Here is a 19863-nt window from a genome sequence, read left to right as displayed (position 1 = left end):
GGGGTGTGTCTGACGCACTTGCGGGTGCTGCGGCGCTGCGGCACTGGGACGCCGCGGTGATGCCCGCGAGCCTGTCAACAGGCGATTTCCCGTCGATTGCTCGAATGTGAACCCCGTGTTACCTGGCGATGGTGTGGCGCGATTCACGGTGTGAGACCGCCACCCCGCTCAGTCCTCCCCGCCCGCCGCCTCCCGCACCCCCTCCAGGAACCCCCGGATCGCGGCCAGCTCCCGCTCGTCGTACACACGCAGCAGTTCCACCACGCGGCCGATCAACGGCCCGAAATGCTCCCACCCGAGCGCGACGGCCCGCTCGTCCACCTCGACGAGCACCTTGCGCCGGTCGCCGACCGCTCGCACCCGCCGCACATGTCCCGCCCGCTCCAGCCGGTCCACCAGCGCCGTGGTCCCCGCCGAGTTCAGCCCGAGCCCGGCCCCGAGCCGCCCGGCCGTCATCTCCTCACCGGCCCGGGAAGCGTCCATGAGCGCGATCAGGGCGCGTACGTCGGTGGGATGCATGCCGGTGCGAGCCGCGAACCGCGCGCTGTGCAGGCCCAGTTCGACGACCGTCGCGCGCAGCAGATGGACGAGCTCCAGCTCCGGGCCCTGGGGCTGCATGTGCTTCTCCGGTATCGTCTCGCTCCACAAGAATCTCGCCAAACGAGATAATAGCCGAGCGAGGTAATGGCCGACCGAGGTAATGGCCGAGCGAGGTAATGGCCGAGCGAGGAACAGAGAGGCGTGACCATGAAGGACGCGTTCGACACCGACGGTTTCCTGGCGGCGTACGACAAGGTCATGGCCAAGTGGCCCGCCGAGCGGGAGGTGGTGACCGTGCCCACCCCCTTCGGCACGGCGCACGTCAATGTCTGCGGCCCGCTCCATGCCCCTGCCGTCCTCCTGCTCCCGGGCGGCGGGGGAGCCACCTCGGCGAGCTGGTACGCCCAGGCCGCCGAGCTCGCCCGTACCCGCCGTGTCCTCGCCGTCGACCTCCCCGGCTGTGCCGGGCGGGGTACCGAGGCCGGCGACCGTCACCCCCGTACGGTCGCCGACCTGGTGGTCTGGCTGGACGCGGTCCTGGACGGGCTCGGAATCGACGAGACGGACCTGGGCGGGCACTCGTACGGCGGCTGGATCTCGCTGCACTACGCCCTGCACGCACCCACGCGTGTGCGCCGCCTCTTCCTGCTGGACCCCACGACCTGCTTCACCGGTTTCCGGCCGGCGTACCTGCTGCACGCCCTGCCGTCGGTGCTGCGGCCCACGCCCCGCAGGGCCAGGGCGTTCCTGGAGTGGGAGACCGGGGGAGCACCCCTCGACCCCGACTGGCTCCGCCTCCAGGAGGCGGCCGCCGGCTTCCCCTCCGTGTCGAAGCCGGTGACCGGTCCGCGCCCGGCCCCGGACGCGCTGCGCGCGCTGGACATGCCGGTCCTGCTGTTCCTGGCCGAGAACAGCAGGACACATGACACGTACGAGGTGGCGGGGACGGCGGATGCGCTGCTGCCGCACGTGGAGACGGTGGTCCTCCCCGGTGTCTCCCATCATGCGCTGCCGCAGTCCGCACCCGCCGAACTCGGCCGCCGCCTCACGGAGTTCTTGAACCCTTGAGCCTCACCCCACCTTCTCGATCAGCGCACGCCGGATCAGGAACTTGCCGGGCTCCCGTACCTGTTCGAAGGCCGCGTTGTTGAGCAGGGCGCAACTGCCGGACACCGAGGTGACCTTCACCGTCGTGGACTTGTTGTTGTCCAGGTTGGTGACCTTCAGCGTCGTCCCCGCGGGGAACTGGTTGCTGGACGCGGCAGGCGCCCCGGCCTCGCCGGAGAGGGTCACGGTGGAGCCCTTGCAGACCTGCCGGGCGGAGCCGGAGGCGGCACCGCCACCGGTGTTCGCGCCCGCCCCGGAGTTCGCGTTTCCCGCGGGAGCCGTCTGCGCCGGCTGTGCGGTCTGCTGCTGCGAGGGCTGTGCGGGCTGCGTGGCCTGGGAGTCCTGAGCCGACTCCCCAACCGCGCACCCCGACGCCTGCTGCTGGACCTTGATCTGCGCGATGACCGCCTCACGGTTGGCGATCCGGGCGGCGGACTGCGCGTCCGGATTCGCCTTCTGCCCGGCGATGAACCTCTGGTTGTTGCCGAGCGCGGTAGCGAGCCCCTGACAGACCGTCGAGTTTGCGGCCGACAGGGTCTTCGCGGCCGGCGGGGTCTGTGCGGCGTTCGAGGTCGACGCCATGGCGAAGGCCCCACCGCCCGCCACCGCCGCCGCGCTCACCAGGACCGCGAGCTTCTTCTTCGTACTGACAGTTCTCCTACGCGACATGCGCGCCTCCTGAAGAGGTAGGGGAGCGTACGTCGCTATGTACGAGATACCGAACGAGGTTACTCAGTGGTTACACGAGTCCCTGAAGTAACCTGCATCACACCTGCGTTGGTCGCTCGAACGTTCGTCACTCGACCGTCGGTCACCCGACCGTCGGTCATTCCCGCGACAGCGCCTCGCGTACGGCCTCCTCGGTGCGGCCCACCACCGCGGTGCCGTCGTCCGCCGTGATGATCGGACGCTGGATCAGCCGGGGACGCTCGGCGAGTGCACTGATCCACCGGTCCCGCGAACCGGCGTCCCGCGCCCACTCCTTGAGACCGAGCTCCTTCGCGTCCGCCTCCTGGGTGCGGGTGATGTCCCACGGTTCGAGCCCGAGACGGTCGAGTACGTCCCTGATCTCGTCCTCGCTCGGTACGTCCTCCAGGTAGCGGCGGACGGTGTAGTCCGCGCCCTCGGCGTCGAGCAGGCTGACGGCGCTGCGGCACTTGGAACAGGCCGGGTTGATCCAGATCTCCATGGGGCCAACGGTACGCGAGGGGAGCGCCGAAAGCCCTTGTGGCCAGGGGCTTTTGTCAGTGGCGGGCGGTACACTAGAAGAAGTGTTCGAGGGTGTTGCCGGGGCGTCGAAGGCCCTGGTGGACACCCTGTCCGCGACAGGAGGATGCCTGTGCCCGCTGCCGCACTGAAGCCGAAGCCGACCCAGTCCACTGTGAAGCGCCCCGTCCTGCTCGACCTGCCGTACGAACCCGTGGAGAAGCGCCCGTTGCCGCCCGGCCGGCCCCGCGAGTGGTACGTCACGCACAACCGGCGCCTGAAGGCGATGCGTCTCGCCATCGCCCTGCTCGACTCGGGCGTCTACATGCCGAACCAGGCCCGCAACGAGACGATCCGGCACACGGCGGAACTGATCGGAGTCCACCCGCCGTCGGACACGACGTGCCACATGGTGCGGGCGCTGATGCGCTACAGCCGATGAGGCTGGTGCCGGGCGCCGCACACGGGGCGCCCGGCACGTCCGCCCGCTACCCCCTCGCCAACTCCTTGTCCACCGGCGTCGGGAAGCGGGGTGTGACCCGGCTCGTCCCCATCCAGGCCCGCAACCGCTCCACCTCCGCGGCGATCGCCGCCTTCGCCTCGTGTCCCACGCCCTTCTCGTCGAGGAGCCGCCACGCGATCTCTCCGTCGGCGCGCTGGGCCCAGCCCCCGACCACCCGTCCGTCCCACCACACCGTCGGCCCCACGTTGCCGCTGCGGTCGAACAGCAAGGGCCGCAGTTCCGACGCCAGATACCAGTCCCGTGCCTGCCAGCCCATCGCCGTGGGATCCAGCGCGGGCAGCAGTGCCGCCCAGGGCTCCACGGACCCCTCCGGAGCGACGTCGTCCGCGGTGACGTACGCCCGGCCCTCGTCGACCGACACCTCCCGCGCCCCGATCGCCGCCAGCGCGCGCCGGACGTCGGTGACCCTCCACCCCGTCCACCACTTCAGGTCGGCCTCGGTCGCGGGTCCGCACGAGGCCAGCCAACGCCTCATCAACTCCGCCTGCGCCTCGGCCACATCGAGCTCCGGATGCGCCGGCGCCACCGCCCAGCGGAACTGGCTCGACGTCCATGAGCCGAGCGGGCGGCCCCGGACCACCTTGCCCTCGACACCCAGCACCCGCAGCAGCCGGCCCGAGACGGTGTGGACGCCCTCGTAGCTCTTGCCGGCCGCGTACGCGAACTGCTCCCGCAACCGGGGGTCGTCCTGGGCGAGTTCGGTCGCCGTCGCCTGGCCGCGGCGGGCCAGGGCGGCCAGCAGCGACTCCTCGACCTCCTTCAGCCAGGCCGCGTCCGGCGCCCCCGCGCTCGCCATGTCCTGCACCAGCTTGGCGCGGGCCTTGGCGGCCACGGCGAGGCCCGTCGACGCGTGGACGACCGCGGTGAGGTCGGTGGGGAAGACGAACACCGTCTGGCGCATGCCGTGCATCCGCACCAGGGAACGGTCGTCGTACAGCGCCCGCTCCGTCTCGGGCACCGTCCGCGCCGCGTCCGTCAGCCGCGCGCCCACCGCGAGATACACGGTCGCCGGGTCCGTCCCGTGCAGCGCGACGAGCGAACCGGCGACGTCCTCCGGGGAGCCGCCCCGCGCCCCCGCCGCGAGCCGATGCCGCACCGCCAGCCGCGCCCGCCGCTCGGCCACCCCGATGTACCGCTCCCCGTCACCCATCACACCCTCCGCCCGTCACGGCACCCGTGTTCCCATCTTGGCTAACCCCACTGACAACGCCCACCGCCGGAGCCGCCGCCCGCGTGGATCGGCCTCAGCAGTCGAAGACCGACCAGCAGATGTCGTTGCGCAGGCGCTGGTCGTCGAGTACGAGCTCCCTGATCGCCTCCGGGAGCCGGTCGCGCTGCCACCGGCACTCCAGCCGTCCCGCGGCCGCGCTCTCCTCTTCCGGCACGGCAGCGCGCGCGGCCTTGATCGCATAGGCGGCCGCACCGAGCTCGTGCGCGGCGACGTGTGCGACGACCGCGGCCTGGCCGGCCGCGTACGCGGCGTGCCGTGCCGCGCCCCGCAGATCTCGAGCGGCTCCCATCGCATGACCGCCCGCCGCACGGGCCTCCATCATCCGGACCTCGCCCCGCACCCAGGCGCGGGCCTGCTCGATCGCCCGGCGCGGTCGGGGGTCCTCGGGGCGAGCCGACTCGAAGAGGCCGAGGACGTGCTCCGCGCAGTCCGCCGCCCAGAGGGCGAGGAGACGGTGATCCGCGTCAGTGAGGGTCCCCCCACGGCGGACGGTCACGAAGCGAGGGTCCCTGATCTTCGGGAGGATCATGGATCGGCCTTCCTTCCCGCCGGCGTCCGCCCGCCGTCCCGGTACGCGCATCCGCGACCGTACCCCCTCCCGTCACCCGATCGCCGTACCCGGCATGCGCTCACCCCCGTCCCCGCCTTCACTGCGATCAAAGAGGCGGCGCGGCGATGAGCCGAGGTGGTGGGAGGCGTGATGGGGCGGTACGGGGTTGTGCGGTGGGTCGCGTGAGTTCCCCTGCCGACCGAGCCGAACAGGGCAAGGCCGCCCGTAAGCGGGTCTCGCGGTCCGCGCACGCCGGGTGGGTGGCGCCCGTCGACCGGGACGACCCCGTCGCCGTACTGGAACGGCAGGGGCGGGACCGGCTGCCGGAACTGCTGCCGATCCGCTACGGGCGGATGGCCGCGTCGCCGTTCGCCTTCCTGCGCGGATCGACCGCCGTGATGGCCGCCGATCTGGCCTCCCGGCCGCACACCGGGCTCACCGTGCAGCTGTGCGGTGACGCCCATCTGCTCAACTTCGGGCTGTACGCGTCGCCGGAGCGCACGCTGCTCTTCGATCTCAACGACTTCGACGAGACGTTCCCCGGCCCCTTCGAGTGGGACGTCGAACGGCTCGCCGCCAGCGTCGTCGTCGCCGGCCGGGAGAACGGCCACACCGAGGACAAGGTGCGCCGCGCGGCGACGGAGGCGGTCACGTCGTACCGGACCACCATGCGGCGGCTGGCCGCGCGAGGTGAGCTGGAGGTCTGGTACGAGCGCATCGACGCCGACCGCCTGCTGCCGCTCGCGCGTTCCGCGCGCCGGCGCCGCCAGGTCGCCGCCAGCCTCACCCGCGCCCGCCGCCGCACCAGCCTGCAGGCCGTCGGCAAGCTGACCGAGGTCGTTGACGGCAGGCGGCGCATCGTCCACGACCCGCCGCTGCTGGAACCCGCCGGCGCCTCCGACACGGCCTCCCTGCGCAAGATCTTCAGCGACTACCGCTCCACCCTCTCCGAGGAGCGCCGTCTGCTGCTGGACCGCTACCGCTTCGTGGACGCCGCCCGCAAGGTCGTCGGCGTCGGCAGCGTCGGTCTGCGCTGCTTCGTCGTGCTGCTAGCCGGCCGCGACACCGACGACCCGCTGTTCCTGCAGATCAAGGAGGCCCGCACCTCCGTACTGGAGGACCATCTGCCGACCGGCCCGTACGTCCATCCCGGGCACCGCGTGGTTGCCGGACAACGCCTGCTGCAGGCCGCCGGTGACGTCTTCCTCGGGTGGATGAGCGGGCCGCAGGGACGCTCCTTCTACTGGCGGCAACTGCGGGACATGAAGGGCTCCGCCGACGTCGCCGGGATGAGCCCCGGCGACCTGCTCGCCTACGCCCGGCTGTGCGGCACCGCCCTGGCCCGCGCCCACGCCCGCTCCGGCGACCGCGTCGCCATCGCCGCCTACCTCGGCGGCGCCGACACCTTCGACCACGCCGTCGCCGACTTCGCCCTCGCCTACGCCGACCAGAACACCGCGGACCACGCCGCCCTGGGCGCAGCGATCGCCGCCGGCGTGATCCGGGCGGCTCCCGAGGTGTGACCTGCGGGTCTACGCCGGCCGGGTGCAACATTCCGCGAGCCCGTCCGACGGCTTCGAGGTCGTCGCCGTCGCCTCCTCGGCCGGCGGCATCAACGGCCTGATCACCCTGCTCGGCGGCCTGGACGCCGCCCTGCCGGTGCCGGTGCTGAGCGTCCAGCACCTCGACCCGCGGCATCGCACGGTCATCGCGGACGTCCTGAGCCGCCGTACGCCGCTGACCGTGAAGCTCGCCGAGGACCACGAGCAGACCCGGGGAACCGCGGCGCGGTGGACCTAAGGGGCCTGCGCCCCGACGAGGTGCTGGACCAGTCCTTCTACGGTCTGGAGTTCGGGCTGCCCACCGAGAAGCTGCGCGAGACCATCCGGCAGTGCGTCGAATCGGGCAAGCGAGGGGTGCCGCTGCCGGTGCCCGCGGTCAACCGCCTGGGCCGCAGAATCACCTGTCAGGTGCAGTGCAGCCTTCGACGGCCACAACGGCGGAGTGGTCCTGCTCATGGAGGAGGCCGCAGCAACGCCTCCGGATGACGGGCGGGGCGTACGATCCCGGTATGGCCACCGAAGGCGGGGCGACGCAGAGCAAGATTTCCGCCGAGCGGAAAGCCGCCGTCGCGCGTGCCCGTTCGGCGCTTGAGACCATCCGCGCCGAGCTGTGCGAGGCCCTGGCCGCCGAGGCGCCCACGGAGGCGCTGCGCGCGGCGCATCTGCGCATGGCCAAGCTCCACCGGTCGACGGCACACTGCCATCTGACCGCGGCACGCCTCCAGGACGACTACGCGGGTCGGCTCGCCCAATGGGCCGGGCAGCGCGGTACTCCCCGGCCCCGCTTCATGACCGGGGTCGCCGAGGCCTGCGGCACCGGCAGCGCCGCCCTCACCCTGGTCTCAGCGGCCTCGGAGCAGCTCACCGTGGCCGCCTCGGACGAGCACGCCCGCGCCGCCCAGGAACTGGAGTTCCTGCTCGGCGAGGGACCGGCCCGGGACGCGGCCGCCGAGGTCCGCCCCATCACGGCCGCCGGCGCGGCGCTGGCCCACCGCTGGCCCGGTTACGGTCCCGCGGTGACCGAACTCGGCATCGACAAGGTGGCCGCCGTACCGCTCAGCCTCTCGGGCGCCTGTGTCGGCGCCCTCGCCGTGTTCGACCCCGCCCCCGGTCTCGTCGGCACGGACTCCTTCATCGAGATCGCCGAGGCGCTCACCCGCTCGATGATCCTCGGCCCGGACGGCGAGCCCGACCTGTACGGAGCGGCCAACCTGCGCGCCCAGGTGCACCAGGCAGCCGGGATGGTCTCCGTGCAGCTCGACTGCCCGGTGGCCGACGCACTGGAACTGATCAAGGCGCACGCCTTCGCGGAGGGCGTCTCCGCCCGCTCCGTGGCCGAGCGGGTGCTGAACGGGGAGCTGCGGCTCGGCTGAGGTGTCGGACAGCGGAAGCGGGAACCCGTAAAGGGCAGCGGAGAGCGCGTGACCGACAGGGTCGAGGCGAGCGTCCCGGGAGGCGGACAGAGGTCATGATCAACCCCGTGTCACAGCAACGGCTGGCGAAGGCGTTCGTCGACCTCGCGGCCGGCGGGGAGACCACGGCGCGCTCCGACCCCACCGGTCTCCTGGAGGCCCTCGCGACCCACGGCACCGAACTGCTCGGCGGCTTCGCCGCGACCGTCGTGTACGTCCCCGACGACCACGCCGCCGCCCAGGTGGCCGGCACCGGCGCCGACCTCATCCGACTGGCCCGCGACGCCGCCGTCTGGGGCGAGTGGCCGGGGCAGCAGGCCCATCGCACCGGCCACCCGGTGCCGGACACCCAACTCGACGGGGAGCGGGCGCGCCGCGACTGGCCGCGCTACACGCCCCGCGCCCTGGAGCTGGGCTACGGTCGGGTCGCGGCCCTGCCCCTGCACGTCGGCGCCGACACCCTGGGCGCCCTGGTGCTGCTGGGCCGCGGCAGGACCGCGCCGCGCCCCGAGCTGCTGGAACTGGGCCAGTCCCTCACCGACGTGGCCGGGTGGACCCTGGACCGGGAGCGGCGCCTGTCCGCGAGCCGCGCCCTCGCCGACCAGCTCGGTGAGGCCCTGACCAGCCGCGTCATCATCGAGCAGGCCAAGGGCACGCTGGCCGCCCGCCTCTCGGTCACCGTCGACGAGGCCTTCCGCCTGCTGCGCGCCCACGCCCGCTCCCACCGCCGCCGCCTCAGCGAGGTGGCCCGCGAGGTGGTGGAGCACCGCCTGGACCTCCGGTCGCAGTAGCCGCCGAAAAAACGGGATGCACGCGGAGTGACCGTCTCCCTACGCTGGACAAGCGTTGCGGAGCCGCTCACCACCGCTTGCCCCCGGGCAGGCATCACCCCCCGCTCTCAGGGCTACTCTCTACGCACCGACGGACGGACGCCCTCCCCCAGCGCCCCGTCGGACGTCCAGATCGCTCATCGACCCACGCTCACGGAGGCCCGTGATGGGCACCATGTTGATCGCCGGGACCGTCGTCCTGGTCCTCTTGGGATTCGGAAACCACGTGTGGTGGCTGGCCGCGGCCGGCGTCCTCTTCCTCTACCTGCAGTACGGCCGTGACTCCTCGCCGTCGTCCTCCGGGGGAGGCGGCGCGTCGGGATCGGCCCCCGCCACCTACCAGGCCTATCGCAAGCGCCGTGACCAGCAGGCCAAGTGGGAGCGCCGCTACCGGCGTGAGCACCCCCTCGAGGCGCGCCGGCAGGAGCGCGGCAAGTAGGACAACAGGCCGGAACTACAAGCCGGGTGCGCCCCACACCGGGAACCACCGGCTCAGGTCCTGTTCCATCCGCAGGTCACCGGCGAGCGCGGCCTTCACCTGCAGTTCTAGCGCGTTGTCGCGCCGCTGTCCGGCACCGGGCAGCGGCGCGAACGGATAGAACGTGCCGCGCTTGTAGAGGTACACCAGCGCCAGCCGCTTGCCGCCCTCGCCCTCGAACGCGGCCAGGGAACACAGCAGTTGTGGCCCGAAGCCGTTGACCTCCATCGAACTGTTCACCGCGTGGAGGTCGTTGACGAGCTCCGACAGCTGCTCGGGGGAGCGGCGCGAGACCAGCCAGGAGTAGCCGAACTCGTCCTGGCTCAGCTCCACCGGCGGTCCGTCGCGGTCGGCGTCCGCGTCCAGCAGGGCCTGGACCTCCCGGTGCGTCTGCTCGAAGGCGGCGCCCTCGACCGTGGCGAAGCACACCGCGCCGGTGCCGGTCGGTGTGAAACCGGCCGCGGCCTCGAGGGTCACGGCCGCCGACGGCAGCGCGAAGAGCTGGTCAAGGTCGGGCAGAGCCGGCTTGGTGCGGCCGAGCAGGATGTCCAGGAGCCCCATGCATCACGCCTTTCCGGGGGTGGGTGCCTCACCCAGCTCGGCCGAGATCCGGCCCAGCTGGTCGAGCCGTTGTTCCAGGCTCGGGTGGGTGGAGAAGAGCCGCTCGATGCCGGGCTCCTTGCCGGTCGCGGGGGTGAAGTAGAAGGCGTTGAAGGCCTGCGCGGTCCGCAGGTCCTTGGTCGGGATCCGGGCGATGTCGCCGGAGACCTTGGTCAGCGCGGAGGCCAGCGCCGAGGGCCGCCCGGTCAGCAGCGCCGCCGCCCGGTCCGCGGCCAGTTCCCGGTACCGGGACAGCGCCCTGATCAGCAGGAAGCTGATCGCGTAGACGGCCGCCGACACACCCATGACGGCGGCGAAGATCGCCGCGGTGTTCTGGTCCCGGCGTCCGCCGCCGAACAGCTGGGAGTAGAAGGCGAACCGCACGATCAGTCCCGCGATCACGCCCAGGAACGACGCGATGGTGATGACGGCGACGTCCTTGTGCGCGACGTGCGACAGCTCGTGCGCGAGGACGCCCTCCAGCTCGGCGGGCTCCAGCCGCCGCAGCAGTCCGGTCGTCACACAGACCACGGCATGGTCGGCGTTGCGTCCCGTGGCGAACGCGTTGGGCATGTCCATATCGGACACGGCGACGACGGGCTTGGGCATGTCGGCGATCGCGCACAGCCGGTCGATCACCGCGTGCAGCTCGGGATACTCCTCGCGCTCCACGACCCGCCCGCGCATGGCGAACATCGCGATCCGGTCGGAGAACCAGAACTGGGCGACGAACATGGCCGCCATCAGCACCACGACCAGCAGCCAGGACTTCAGCAACACGATCAACGCGGCGACGAAGGCCACGTACAGCAATCCGAGCAGGAACATCGTGACCGTCATCCGCACGGTCAGCCGCCGGTCGCTCCGGAAACGGCTCTGCATTGTGCATCACCCCGCAGTCAGGCACTCGTCCCACTGCCAGTGTGCACCTGGCGCGTCCCATGAAGTGGTCCCGAACGGCCCTAGGGGCTGCAAAAGGTCCCTGTGGGAGGCCCCGCGACCGGCCTAGTACGGCGCTCGGAAACGCACCCATCCCAGCAGTACGATCACCACCGCCACGGTCCCGAACACCAGCGCCGTCGACATCCACGAGGACCTGCGCGGAGTCACCGGCCCGGGGTCGGCGCGGAAGGGCTGCGGCTCGGGCGGGTTCTCCCGCCAGCGCGCGGCCAGCATCCGGGCCCGCGCCGAGGGCTCCTTGTGCTCCGCCCGGTCCGCCCACCAGAGGTCGAACTCCCGCTCGGCATCGTCCTGTTGGGCCATCCCCGTCTCTCCCCCTCGACACCGCCGCCCCCGTCGAACAGCTGTGCTGCACACCATACGACGACGCCCCCGTCCCGGGAAACCGGAACGGGGGCGAGGCCGAGAAGACGGCTCAGGGGCCGATCACACGTCGAAGTAGAGCTCGAACTCGTGCGGGTGCGGACGCAGCTGCAGCGGGGCGATCTCGTTGGCGCGCTTGAAGTCGATCCAGGTCTCGATCAGGTCGGCCGTGAAGACGTCACCGGCGAGCAGGAACTCGTGGTCGCGCTCGAGGGAGTCGAGAACGGCCGGGAGCGAGGTCGGGACCTGCGCGACGTTCGCGTGCTCCTCGGGAGCCAGCTCGTAGAGGTCCTTGTCGATCGGCTCGGCGGGCTCGATCTTGTTCTTGATGCCGTCCAGGCCCGCGAGCAGCAGGGCCGAGAAGGCCAGGTACGGGTTGCCGGAGGAGTCGGGCGCGCGGAACTCGACGCGCTTGGCCTTCGGGTTGGAGCCCGTGATCGGGATACGCATGGCCGCGGAGCGGTTGCGCTGCGAGTACACCAGGTTGATCGGCGCCTCGAAGCCCGGCACCAGACGGTGGTAGGAGTTCACCGTCGGGTTGGTGAAGGCCAGCAGCGACGGGGCGTGCTTGAGGATGCCGCCGATGTAGTACCGGGCGGTGTCCGACAGGCCCGCGTAACCGGCCTCGTCGTAGAACAGCGGGTCGCCGTTGGCCCACAGCGACTGGTGCACGTGCATGCCCGAGCCGTTGTCGCCGAAGATCGGCTTCGGCATGAAGGTCGCGGTCTTGCCGTTGCGCCAGGCGACGTTCTTCACGATGTACTTGAAGAGCTGGAGGTCGTCGGCCGCGGCGAGCAGCGTGTTGAACTTGTAGTTGATCTCCGCCTGGCCGGCGGTGCCGACCTCGTGGTGCTGGCGCTCGACCTTCAGGCCGGACTTCTCCAGCTCCAGGGAGATCTCGGCGCGCAGGTCGGCGAAGTGGTCGACCGGCGGGACCGGGAAGTAGCCGCCCTTGTAGCGGACCTTGTAGCCACGGTTGTCCTCGAGGGCGCCGGTGTTCCAGGCGCCGGCCTCGGAGTCGATGTGGTAGAAGGACTCGTTCGACGTGGTGGCGAAACGCACGCTGTCGAAAACGTAGAACTCGGCCTCGGGACCGAAGTACGCGGTGTCCGCGACACCGGTGGAGGCGAGGTAGGCCTCGGCCTTCTTCGCCACGTTGCGCGGGTCACGGGAGTACTGCTCGCCCGTGATCGGGTCGTGGATGAAGAAGTTGATGTTGAGCGTCTTGTCCCGGCGGAAGGGGTCGACCCGGGCGGTCGACAGGTCCGCGCGCAGCGCCATGTCGGACTCGTGGATCGCCTGGAAACCACGGATCGAGGATCCGTCGAAGGCGAGCTCGTCGTCCGGGTCGAACGCCTCGACGGGCACCGTGAAGTGCTGCATGACGCCCGGCAGGTCGCAGAAGCGGACGTCGACGAACTTGACGTCCTCGTCCGCGATGAACTTCTTGGCCTCGTCGGCGTTCTGGAACATCCAGCTCCTCCTACTCCCGACCGCCTTGCCGGGGTGGTAGTTCGTTCGTGCGGCCAGTGCGGTGGCACACGCTGACCTCGACCCTAGGGACGCGGGATTTCTCGGGCGTGACCCATTTGTTTCGCACAAGTTAACCGGAGCGGGTCCGGTTGACCCCACCTGTCCGTATCCCGAAACGGTGGCAGTACCGTGGACGCGTGGACAAGAGGGAAGCAGTGGGATCGTGGCTCTCGGGCCCCCGGGCGGCCGCCGAGGACGCCGGTGTCGACTTCGGATACAGAGGCGAACAGCTCGGTCTGCCCGAGCAGGGACCGGGCTCGATCGCCCGCCCCGGGCGCCGGTTCGGCGCCCTGGCCGTCGACTGGGGGCTGTGCCTCTTGATCGCATACGGTCTCATCACGCACGGCTACCAACCCGGCGCGACCGGGAACTGGGCGCTGCTGGTCTTCTTCGTCCTCGGCGTCCTCACCGTAGGCACGATCGGCTTCACCCCCGGCAAGCGCCTCTTCGGCCTGCGCGTGGTCGACCTGGCCACGGGGCAGCCCACCTTCCTGCGGAGCGTCCTGCGCACGGCCCTGCTGTGCGTCGCCATCCCGGCCCTCATCTGGGACCGCGACGGCAGGGGCCTGCACGACCGACTGGCCCGCACGGTCGAGGTGCGTATCTGACCGGTCGTACCGCACCGGACAACGCGAAGGGGCGCCCGCACCTGCGGGCGCCCCTTCGCGTCAAGAAAGGTCGGTCGAGGGAAGGTCAGCGGGCCTTCGGCCCGCCCTTCGGCAGCTTCATGCCCTTCGGCATCGGGCCCTTGGGCAGCGGCATGTTGCTCATCAGGTCGCCCAAGGCGCGCAGCCGGTCGTTGGTGGCGGTCACCTGGGGGCCGGTCAGCACGCGCGGGAGCTTCAGCATGGTGGTGCGCACCTTCTTCAGCTCCACCTGGCCGTCGCCCGTGCCGACGATGATGTCGTGCACCGGCACGTCCGCGACGATGCGGTTCATCTTCTTCTTCTCGGCGGCCAGCAGGGTCTTGACCCGGTTCGGGTTGCCCTCGGCGACCAGGACGATGCCGGCCTTGCCGACGGCCCGGTGCACCACGTCCTGGCTGCGGTTCATCGCCACCGCGGGGGTGGTGGTCCAGCCCCGGCCGATGTTGTCCAGCACGGCCGCGGCGGCGCCCGGCTGGCCCTCCATCTGCCCGAAGGCGGCCCGCTCGGCCCGGCGCCCGAACACGATCGCCGTTCCGAGGAAGGCGAGCAGCAGGCCCAGGATGCCGAGATAGATGGGGTGACCGATCAAGAAGCCGATCGCGAGGAAAACACCGAAGATGCCGATGCCGACAGCCGCGAGTACAAGACCGATCTTCTTGTCGGCCTTGCGGGTCATCTTGTACGTCAGGGCGATCTGCTTCAGTCGCCCGGGGTTAGCGGCATCCGCCGCGTTGTCCTTCCTCGCCATGCCACGAAGTCTACGTGGCCCCACAAGCGCCGACGACGGCAGTGCCGGGAAGGAGGGGGGAAGGGAGCGGGAAGGGAGGGGGAGATGGTTCAGGGACGGACGGAGGGGAACTGGTCGAGGACGCGCTGGGCCTCGACCCGGTCCTTGGCGCGGCGGCGGTCCTCCAGGACGGAGGTCCAGGCGTTGCGGCGGGCGGTGCGCTGGCCGCCGCTCATGAGCAACGACTCGACGGCACGGAGTGCATCGGTGAACGACGGGATGGCGGTGGCGCGAACCGGCGCGGCCTGCATGGTCGAGGTCCCCCCTCGGGATCGGCGGCTGTGGTGAGTGGTGCACGGGCTGTACAACCAGGGTCACTGATTGGTGTTACCAGGGCGTGACCGACCGGTCAAACACCAATGAAGCCTTGATTCGTGGCGCGAAAACATTGACGCGGCCCTGACGACGCCGCTAGCAGCGAGGACGTTCAGGACCGCGTTCAATCGGCCACTACTCATGGGTAGCTATTTGTGCGCAGATTCACACGTTTGGAGTGGCACTCCGTGCCATCAGACCGCCTGGGAGGCGACGTAGGCGCCGCCCCGCTGCGGAGCAGCTGATTGACGCAGCTCCACGGCCATCTGGTACAGCCGGCCGGCGCGGTAGGAGGAGCGGACCAGCGGGCCGGACATGACGCCGGAGAAGCCGATCTGCTCGGCCTCCTCCTTCAGCTCCACGAACTCCTGCGGCTTGACCCAGCGCTCCACGGGGTGGTGCCGGACGCTCGGGCGCAGGTACTGCGTGATGGTGACCAGCTCGCAGCCGGCCTCGTGCAGCTGCCGCAGCGCGTCGCTGACCTCCTCGCGGGTCTCGCCCATGCCGAGGATGAGGTTCGACTTGGTGACCAGGCCGACGTCGCGGGCCTCGGTGATGACCTTCAGCGAGCGCTCGTAGCGGAAGCCGGGGCGGATGCGCTTGAAGATGCGGGGGACCGTCTCGACGTTGTGCGCGAAGACCTCGGGGCGGGAGGAGAAGACCTCGGCCAGCTGCTCGGGGACCGCGTTGAAGTCGGGGGCGAGAAGCTCGACCTTGGTGTGGCCGCCCTCGCGGCCGGCCGTCTGGGCGTGGATCTGGCGGACCGTCTCCGCGTACAGCCAGGCGCCGCCGTCCGCCAGGTCGTCGCGGGCGACGCCGGTGATGGTGGCGTAGTTCAGGTCCATGGTGACCACGGACTCGCCGACGCGGCGCGGCTCGTCACGGTCGAGGGCCTCGGGCTTGCCGGTGTCGATCTGGCAGAAGTCGCAGCGCCGGGTGCACTGGTCGCCGCCGATGAGGAAGGTCGCCTCGCGGTCCTCCCAGCACTCGTAGATGTTGGGGCAGCCGGCTTCCTGGCAGACCGTGTGCAGGCCCTCGCTCTTCACGAGGTTCTGCATCTTGGTGTACTCGGGACCCATTTTCGCCCGCGTCTTGATCCACTCGGGCTTGCGCTCGATGGGGGTCTGGCTGTTGCGGACCTCCAGGCGCAGCATCTTGCGTCCGTCGGGGTTGACTGCGGACACGACCGGCTCCCTAGCGATTGATTCTTCGGCGTGCTCAAGGGTACGCCCGTGGATTTGAAAGCCCAGGCCCGTGTTCAGGCCGCCGGTGTCTTCTCGATCACCCTCGGCCTCAGGTCCGCGTTCCCGAGTACGTCCGTCAAGTGGCGCTCCACGACCGGCAGTACGTCGGCGATGGTCAGCTCGCGGCCCAGCTCGTGCGCGAGGGAGGTGACGCCCGCGTCGCGGATGCCGCAGGGGATGATCTTGTCGAAGTTGGAGGTGTCCGGGTTCACGTTCAGGGCGAAGCCGTGCATCGTGACGCCCTTGGCGACCCGGATGCCCATGGCGCAGATCTTGCGGTCCTCACGGCGCTGGCCGGCGTTGGAGGGGGCGTACTCGGGGCCGTTGAGGCGGGGGTCGAACTCCTCGTCGGCCAGGCGGGGGTCGAAGTCGAGGGAGAGCCCGCCCAGGGCCGGGCGCTGCTCCACGGGGTCGCCGAGGACCCAGACGCCGGCCCGGCCCTCCACCCGGCTGGTCTCGACGCCGAACTCCGCGCAGACCCGGATCATCGCCTCTTCGAGCCGGCGCAGGTGCGCGACCACGTCCACCGGACGCGGGAGCTTCTGGATGGGGTAGCCGACCAGCTGGCCCGGGCCGTGCCAGGTGATCTTGCCGCCGCGGTCCACGTCGATGACCGGGGTGCCGTCGAGGGGGCGCTCGTTGTCCGCCGTGCGCCGGCCGGCCGTGTAGACCGGCGGGTGCTCCAGGAGCAGCACGGTGTCGGGGATCTCGTCCGCGAAGCGCGCCGCGTGCACCCGGCGCTGCTCGTCCCACGCCACCTGGTAGTCCACGGCCTCGGCACCGAATCCCATACGGACGAACCGCAGCTCACTCACGGCAAGCGCCTCCCTAGAAGGTCGTAAGGCACGAAACGTGCCTACGCCACTGTACGACCGACCGTCACGCGTCAGCCCAGCGGCCAATCCTCACACGATCGGATGAACGAACGGGGAAGCGAGCGACCGCCTGCTCACTCTCCGCTACATTCGCGCCGTTCACAGAGGCCATAAGGGCTGCTCACAGGCAATCCGGGCTCTCGAGGCCACCTCGGCCCCGGGGAAGGCCCGAAAGGCAGGAGACCGCACCGCAGATGACGGAACGACCCGCGCAGCGCACTCCCAACCGACAGCTCGCTGCGCTCATCGCAGAAGCGGGGTTCTCCAACGCGGGGCTCGCCCGGCGCGTGGACCAACTCGGTCTCGAACACGGACTTGATCTGAGATACGACAAGACCTCCGTGACGCGCTGGCTGCGCGGGCAGCAGCCGCGCGGCACCACTCCCGCCCTGATCGCCGAGGTGTTCACCCGGCGCCTGGGGCGCAGACTCACCGCCCAGGACCTCGGCCTCGACGCGTGTGCGCCGGTGTACGCCGGGCTGGAGTTCGCCGGCACGCCCGAGGAGGCCATCGACATCGTCAGCGGGCTGTGGCGCAAGGACTCCGGCTCGCACGCCGAGCTGCGCAAGATCGCGTTCACGCCGGCCGGGCTGGTCGTGCCGAGCCGGGACTGGCTGATCGGGCGGCCCGACGACAAGGTGGCCCGCGCCGAACAGCCCGCCCGTCTGCCCCCACAGGGCCGGCCGGCCGTACCGCGCCAGCGCGGACAGGGCGACCGCGGACCCGGCCAGCGGGTCACCGGCGGCGACATCAACGCGCTCCGCTCGGTCGGCGAGCTCTTCCGCACCCTCGACGACATGTACGGCGGCGGACACGCCCGGCAGGCGCTCGTGCGATACCTGGAGCACGAGTGCGAGCCGATGCTGCGCGGCACCTACGGCGAGGAGACCGGCCGCAAGCTGTTCGCGGCGGCGGCCGACCTCACCCGGCTCGCGGGCTGGACCTCGTACGACATCGCCGCGCACGGACTCGCGCAGCGGTACTTCGTGCAGGCGCTGCGGCTCGCGCAGGCGGCCGGGGACCGGGCGTACGGCTCCTACGTCCTGGTGACCATGAGCCGGCAGGCCGTCTATCTCGGGCACGGTCGGGAGGCGGTCCAGCTCGCCCGCGTGGCCCAGCAGGGGGCGGGGACGAACGCGCCGCCCGTGGTGCAGGCCCTGCTGCACGCGGCGGAGGCGCGGGGGCACGGCGTGCTCGGCGAGGTCCGCAACTGCACGGCCTCGCTGGTACGGGCCGAGCGCGCGCTGGAGGCGGCGCGCCCGGGGGACGAGGTGCCGTACTGGGCGCGGTTCTTCGACGAGGCGCAGCTGGCCGACGAGTTCGGGCACGCGCACCGGGATCTGCAGCAGTTCCGGGCCGCGGTGCAGCACGCCGAGCGGTCGCTGCAGCTGCGTGCGCCGGCGTACGCCCGCAGCCGCCTCTTCTGCCGCGTCGTCCTCGCCTCCGCCCGCCTGGGCCTGGGTGAGCTGGACCAGGCGTGCGCGCTGGGAGCGGAGGCGGCGAGCGCCGCGGCGGACATGCGGTCGGTCCGGGCGACCGAGTACGTGAGGGACTTCGAGCGCCGCCTGGAGCCGTACAAGGACGCGGCACCGGTGAGGGGTTATCGGGACAAGGTGGCGGCGCTGGGGTAGTTCTTCAGGCGGCCCTCGTCGATGGGAGGGGGTCCGCCTGCTGCGTCGAGCCCGCAGCTCCCAGGTCCGTCAGGATGGCTGTCGCGGCTCGGTGGGCCGAGTGCAGGGCTCCCTGGACCGTGCTGGTGTCCCGGTGGTCCCCGCAGACGTAGAGGCCGGCCAGGAGGCGTACCGGGCGGCGGAGGTCGTGCGGGGGCCGCATGGCCGGCACGGCCTCGGCGGTGTGGTGGACGGCCAGCGTCTCCCAGCGGCGCGTCGACGTGCCGTACAGGCGCGCCAGATGCGTGCGCACGGCGGTGTCCAGGTCGGCCGGGGGCGGCCCCAGGACCGTGGAGGAGACCAGCACCCGGCCCGCCGGCGCCCGGTTCGGGTCCACCGCGCTGACCACGGCCGTGTGGGCCACCGGCCCCCCGCGGTCGGCGTCGAGGAGAAGGGCCGCCCCCGTCGCCGGCGGCTCGTCCGTGGTGTGGTGGACCACCGTCAGCCGGTGGAAGTCCGGCACGCGCAGGCCCGGCAGCAGCCCGGCCGCGGCCCGCGCGTCCGTCGCCAGCAGCACGGCCCGGCACCGGATCTCCCCGTGCTCGGCCGTGGCGACGGAGTTGGTGGACACCGAGGTCACCCGGACGCCGGTGTGCACGGTGCCCGGCGGCAGCGCCCGCGCCAGCAGCTCCGGCAGCGTCTCGGCGCCGCCCTCCGGCAGACACAGCCGCCCGCCCGCGAAGGCCCTGAGCGCGAGATCGGCGCACCGGCTGGACGTCGTCAGCTCCGGGTCGCACAGCAGGGCGGCGAGCAGGGGCCGCAGAAACCCGTCGATGGTGCGGGCCGGTACACCCCGTGCGGCAAGGGCCTGGGCCGCGGGCAACTCGGGCCGGGACAGCAGGCGTTCGACGGGCATGCCCGCGAGCCGGGCCAGCGCCGCGGTCAGCCGCGCCTGGTCGACGGCGCCGCCCAGCGGGGCCGCGGCGCGCACCCGGGGCACGTCCGGAGCCGTCGTACCGCCCGCCCGGCCGAGCGACGGCACCCAGGACGGGGAGGTCACCCTCGGCGCACTCGCCAGCGCACGTACGGCGTGCAGTGCGCCCCGTGCGCCCCCCGCGCTCGGCACCGCACCGGCGAGGTGGCGGCGGCCGTCGCTGTGGACGAGGACGCCCGGGGCGAAGAGGCGCAGGACGAGGGCGTCGAGGCCGGGGGTGAGACGCAGTTCGGGATACGCCGTGGACAGCAGCTGTCCGATGCGGTCGAGCCGGAAGCCGTCGACCTTCTCGGTCGACATCCGACCCCCGACCCAGGGCGCGGCCTCCAGGACCGCGGTCGTCACTCCTGCGCTGGTCAGCCGATGCGCCGCCGAGAGGCCGGCCACCCCGGCCCCCACGATCACGACGTCCGCCTGGTACGCGGGCTCAAGCACGTGCCCCTCCTCGAGGTTGCGCGGCCGGTGGAGACGTCATGCCCCCAACTGGCTCCGGGGA

At 71.5% G+C, this 19863-nt stretch carries 24 protein-coding genes; 10 read left to right on the top strand and 14 right to left on the bottom strand.

The annotated features are described in order from the left end of the window. Positions 1-168: 168 nt before the first annotated feature. Positions 169-618 carry a helix-turn-helix domain-containing protein gene (locus ABZZ74_RS33780; RefSeq protein ID WP_356771498.1) on the bottom strand — a complete coding sequence of 150 codons (450 nt, stop codon included), beginning with the start codon at positions 616-618 and terminating at the stop codon, positions 169-171. Between the two features lie 129 nt (positions 619-747). On the opposite strand from ABZZ74_RS33780, the gene ABZZ74_RS33775 reads away from it, so the two are divergent. After that, positions 748-1608 (top strand): alpha/beta hydrolase, encoded by an 861-nt coding sequence (locus ABZZ74_RS33775; protein WP_356771548.1) that lies wholly within the window; start codon positions 748-750, stop codon positions 1606-1608. A gap of 3 nt (positions 1609-1611) precedes the next feature. Here ABZZ74_RS33775 and ABZZ74_RS33770 read toward each other — a convergent pair whose 3' ends face one another. Both ABZZ74_RS33770 and ABZZ74_RS33765 read right to left on the bottom strand, forming a co-directional pair. Next, positions 1612-2316 (bottom strand): hypothetical protein, encoded by a 705-nt coding sequence (locus ABZZ74_RS33770; RefSeq protein ID WP_356771496.1) that lies wholly within the window; start codon positions 2314-2316, stop codon positions 1612-1614. A 157-nt stretch (positions 2317-2473) separates the two neighbouring features. Next, entirely contained in the window at positions 2474-2836 is a 363-nt protein-coding gene (locus ABZZ74_RS33765; RefSeq protein ID WP_356771494.1) for an arsenate reductase family protein, read from the bottom strand. 150 nt (positions 2837-2986) lie between these two features. Here ABZZ74_RS33765 and ABZZ74_RS33760 point away from each other — a divergent pair, with 150 nt between their 5' ends. Beyond that, entirely contained in the window at positions 2987-3295 is a 309-nt protein-coding gene (locus ABZZ74_RS33760) for a hypothetical protein (RefSeq protein ID WP_133042964.1), read from the top strand. Between the two features lie 46 nt (positions 3296-3341). On the opposite strand, the gene ABZZ74_RS33755 is transcribed toward ABZZ74_RS33760, so the two are convergent. Next, a complete protein-coding gene (locus ABZZ74_RS33755) occupies positions 3342-4526 on the bottom strand; it encodes a winged helix DNA-binding domain-containing protein (RefSeq protein ID WP_356771492.1) in 1185 nt (394 codons plus the stop codon). A gap of 94 nt (positions 4527-4620) precedes the next feature. Continuing rightward, the gene (locus tag ABZZ74_RS33750) at positions 4621-5136 is read right to left on the bottom strand and encodes a putative immunity protein (protein ID WP_356771490.1); all 516 of its coding nucleotides are present in this window, start codon (positions 5134-5136) and stop codon (positions 4621-4623) included. Between the two features lie 203 nt (positions 5137-5339). Here ABZZ74_RS33750 and ABZZ74_RS33745 point away from each other — a divergent pair, with 203 nt between their 5' ends. The 6 genes from ABZZ74_RS33745 to ABZZ74_RS33720 all read left to right on the top strand — a co-directional run bounded on the left by ABZZ74_RS33745 (position 5340) and on the right by ABZZ74_RS33720 (position 9400). After that, on the top strand, positions 5340-6680 hold the full coding sequence (locus tag ABZZ74_RS33745; protein ID WP_356771488.1) for a DUF2252 domain-containing protein: 1341 nt from the start codon (positions 5340-5342) through the stop codon (positions 6678-6680). Positions 6681-6702: 22 nt separating this feature from the next. Continuing rightward, complete coding sequence (locus ABZZ74_RS33740) at positions 6703-6957, top strand: chemotaxis protein CheB (protein ID WP_356771486.1); 255 nt, start codon at positions 6703-6705, stop codon at positions 6955-6957. Continuing rightward, positions 6948-7205 (top strand): hypothetical protein, encoded by a 258-nt coding sequence (locus ABZZ74_RS33735; protein ID WP_356771484.1) that lies wholly within the window; start codon positions 6948-6950, stop codon positions 7203-7205. Before ABZZ74_RS33740 ends, ABZZ74_RS33735 begins: the two co-directional genes overlap by 10 nt. Positions 7206-7228: 23 nt before the next feature. Beyond that, positions 7229-8092 (top strand): GAF domain-containing protein, encoded by an 864-nt coding sequence (locus ABZZ74_RS33730; RefSeq protein ID WP_356771482.1) that lies wholly within the window; start codon positions 7229-7231, stop codon positions 8090-8092. 107 nt (positions 8093-8199) lie between these two features. After that, positions 8200-8922: a GAF and ANTAR domain-containing protein gene (locus ABZZ74_RS33725; RefSeq protein ID WP_356771480.1), complete on the top strand. Its 723-nt coding sequence runs from the start codon at positions 8200-8202 to the stop codon at positions 8920-8922. Positions 8923-9127: 205 nt separating this feature from the next. Further along, positions 9128-9400, top strand: a complete 273-nt coding sequence (locus ABZZ74_RS33720; RefSeq protein WP_133042956.1) for a hypothetical protein — start codon at positions 9128-9130, stop codon at positions 9398-9400. Positions 9401-9415: 15 nt separating this feature from the next. Here ABZZ74_RS33720 and ABZZ74_RS33715 read toward each other — a convergent pair whose 3' ends face one another. From ABZZ74_RS33715 to glnA, 4 genes are all read right to left on the bottom strand, one after another. Continuing rightward, on the bottom strand, positions 9416-10000 hold the full coding sequence (locus ABZZ74_RS33715) for a hypothetical protein (RefSeq protein WP_208779301.1): 585 nt from the start codon (positions 9998-10000) through the stop codon (positions 9416-9418). Positions 10001-10003: 3 nt separating this feature from the next. Beyond that, a complete protein-coding gene (gene htpX, locus ABZZ74_RS33710) occupies positions 10004-10921 on the bottom strand; it encodes a zinc metalloprotease HtpX (protein ID WP_356771478.1) in 918 nt (305 codons plus the stop codon). Between the two features lie 123 nt (positions 10922-11044). After that, positions 11045-11302 (bottom strand): hypothetical protein, encoded by a 258-nt coding sequence (locus tag ABZZ74_RS33705; protein ID WP_356771476.1) that lies wholly within the window; start codon positions 11300-11302, stop codon positions 11045-11047. Positions 11303-11425: 123 nt separating this feature from the next. Beyond that, positions 11426-12835 carry a type I glutamate--ammonia ligase gene (gene glnA, locus ABZZ74_RS33700; protein WP_133042952.1) on the bottom strand — a complete coding sequence of 470 codons (1410 nt, stop codon included), beginning with the start codon at positions 12833-12835 and terminating at the stop codon, positions 11426-11428. A gap of 197 nt (positions 12836-13032) precedes the next feature. Between glnA and ABZZ74_RS33695 the strand changes: the two genes are divergently transcribed. Continuing rightward, positions 13033-13503, top strand: coding sequence for an RDD family protein (locus tag ABZZ74_RS33695; protein WP_356771474.1), 471 nt, complete (start codon positions 13033-13035; stop codon positions 13501-13503). Positions 13504-13588: 85 nt separating this feature from the next. Here the strand turns inward: ABZZ74_RS33695 and ABZZ74_RS33690 are convergent, their stop codons facing one another. From ABZZ74_RS33690 to lipB, 4 genes are all read right to left on the bottom strand, one after another. Beyond that, positions 13589-14290: a DUF4191 domain-containing protein gene (locus ABZZ74_RS33690; protein WP_133042950.1), complete on the bottom strand. Its 702-nt coding sequence runs from the start codon at positions 14288-14290 to the stop codon at positions 13589-13591. Between the two features lie 89 nt (positions 14291-14379). Next, entirely contained in the window at positions 14380-14580 is a 201-nt protein-coding gene (locus ABZZ74_RS33685) for a hypothetical protein (protein ID WP_133042949.1), read from the bottom strand. Positions 14581-14838: 258 nt separating this feature from the next. Further along, positions 14839-15828: a lipoyl synthase gene (gene lipA / locus ABZZ74_RS33680; protein WP_133042948.1), complete on the bottom strand. Its 990-nt coding sequence runs from the start codon at positions 15826-15828 to the stop codon at positions 14839-14841. Between the two features lie 74 nt (positions 15829-15902). Next, positions 15903-16703, bottom strand: a complete 801-nt coding sequence (gene lipB, locus ABZZ74_RS33675) for a lipoyl(octanoyl) transferase LipB (RefSeq protein ID WP_356771471.1) — start codon at positions 16701-16703, stop codon at positions 15903-15905. 254 nt (positions 16704-16957) lie between these two features. Here lipB and ABZZ74_RS33670 point away from each other — a divergent pair, with 254 nt between their 5' ends. Then, entirely contained in the window at positions 16958-18394 is a 1437-nt protein-coding gene (locus ABZZ74_RS33670) for a regulator (protein WP_356771469.1), read from the top strand. A 4-nt stretch (positions 18395-18398) separates the two neighbouring features. On the opposite strand, the gene ABZZ74_RS33665 is transcribed toward ABZZ74_RS33670, so the two are convergent. Then, positions 18399-19802, bottom strand: coding sequence for an NAD(P)/FAD-dependent oxidoreductase (locus ABZZ74_RS33665; protein WP_356771467.1), 1404 nt, complete (start codon positions 19800-19802; stop codon positions 18399-18401). Positions 19803-19863: the final 61 nt, after the last annotated feature.

The sequence above is a fragment of the Streptomyces sp. NPDC006476 genome, from assembly GCF_040612015.1.
In the GTDB taxonomy this organism is placed as follows: Bacteria; Actinomycetota; Actinomycetes; order Streptomycetales; family Streptomycetaceae; genus Streptomyces; species Streptomyces griseorubiginosus_B.
The sequence above is the reverse complement of the archived record's forward strand: the minus strand, read 5'-3'. Positions and strand labels throughout refer to the sequence as shown.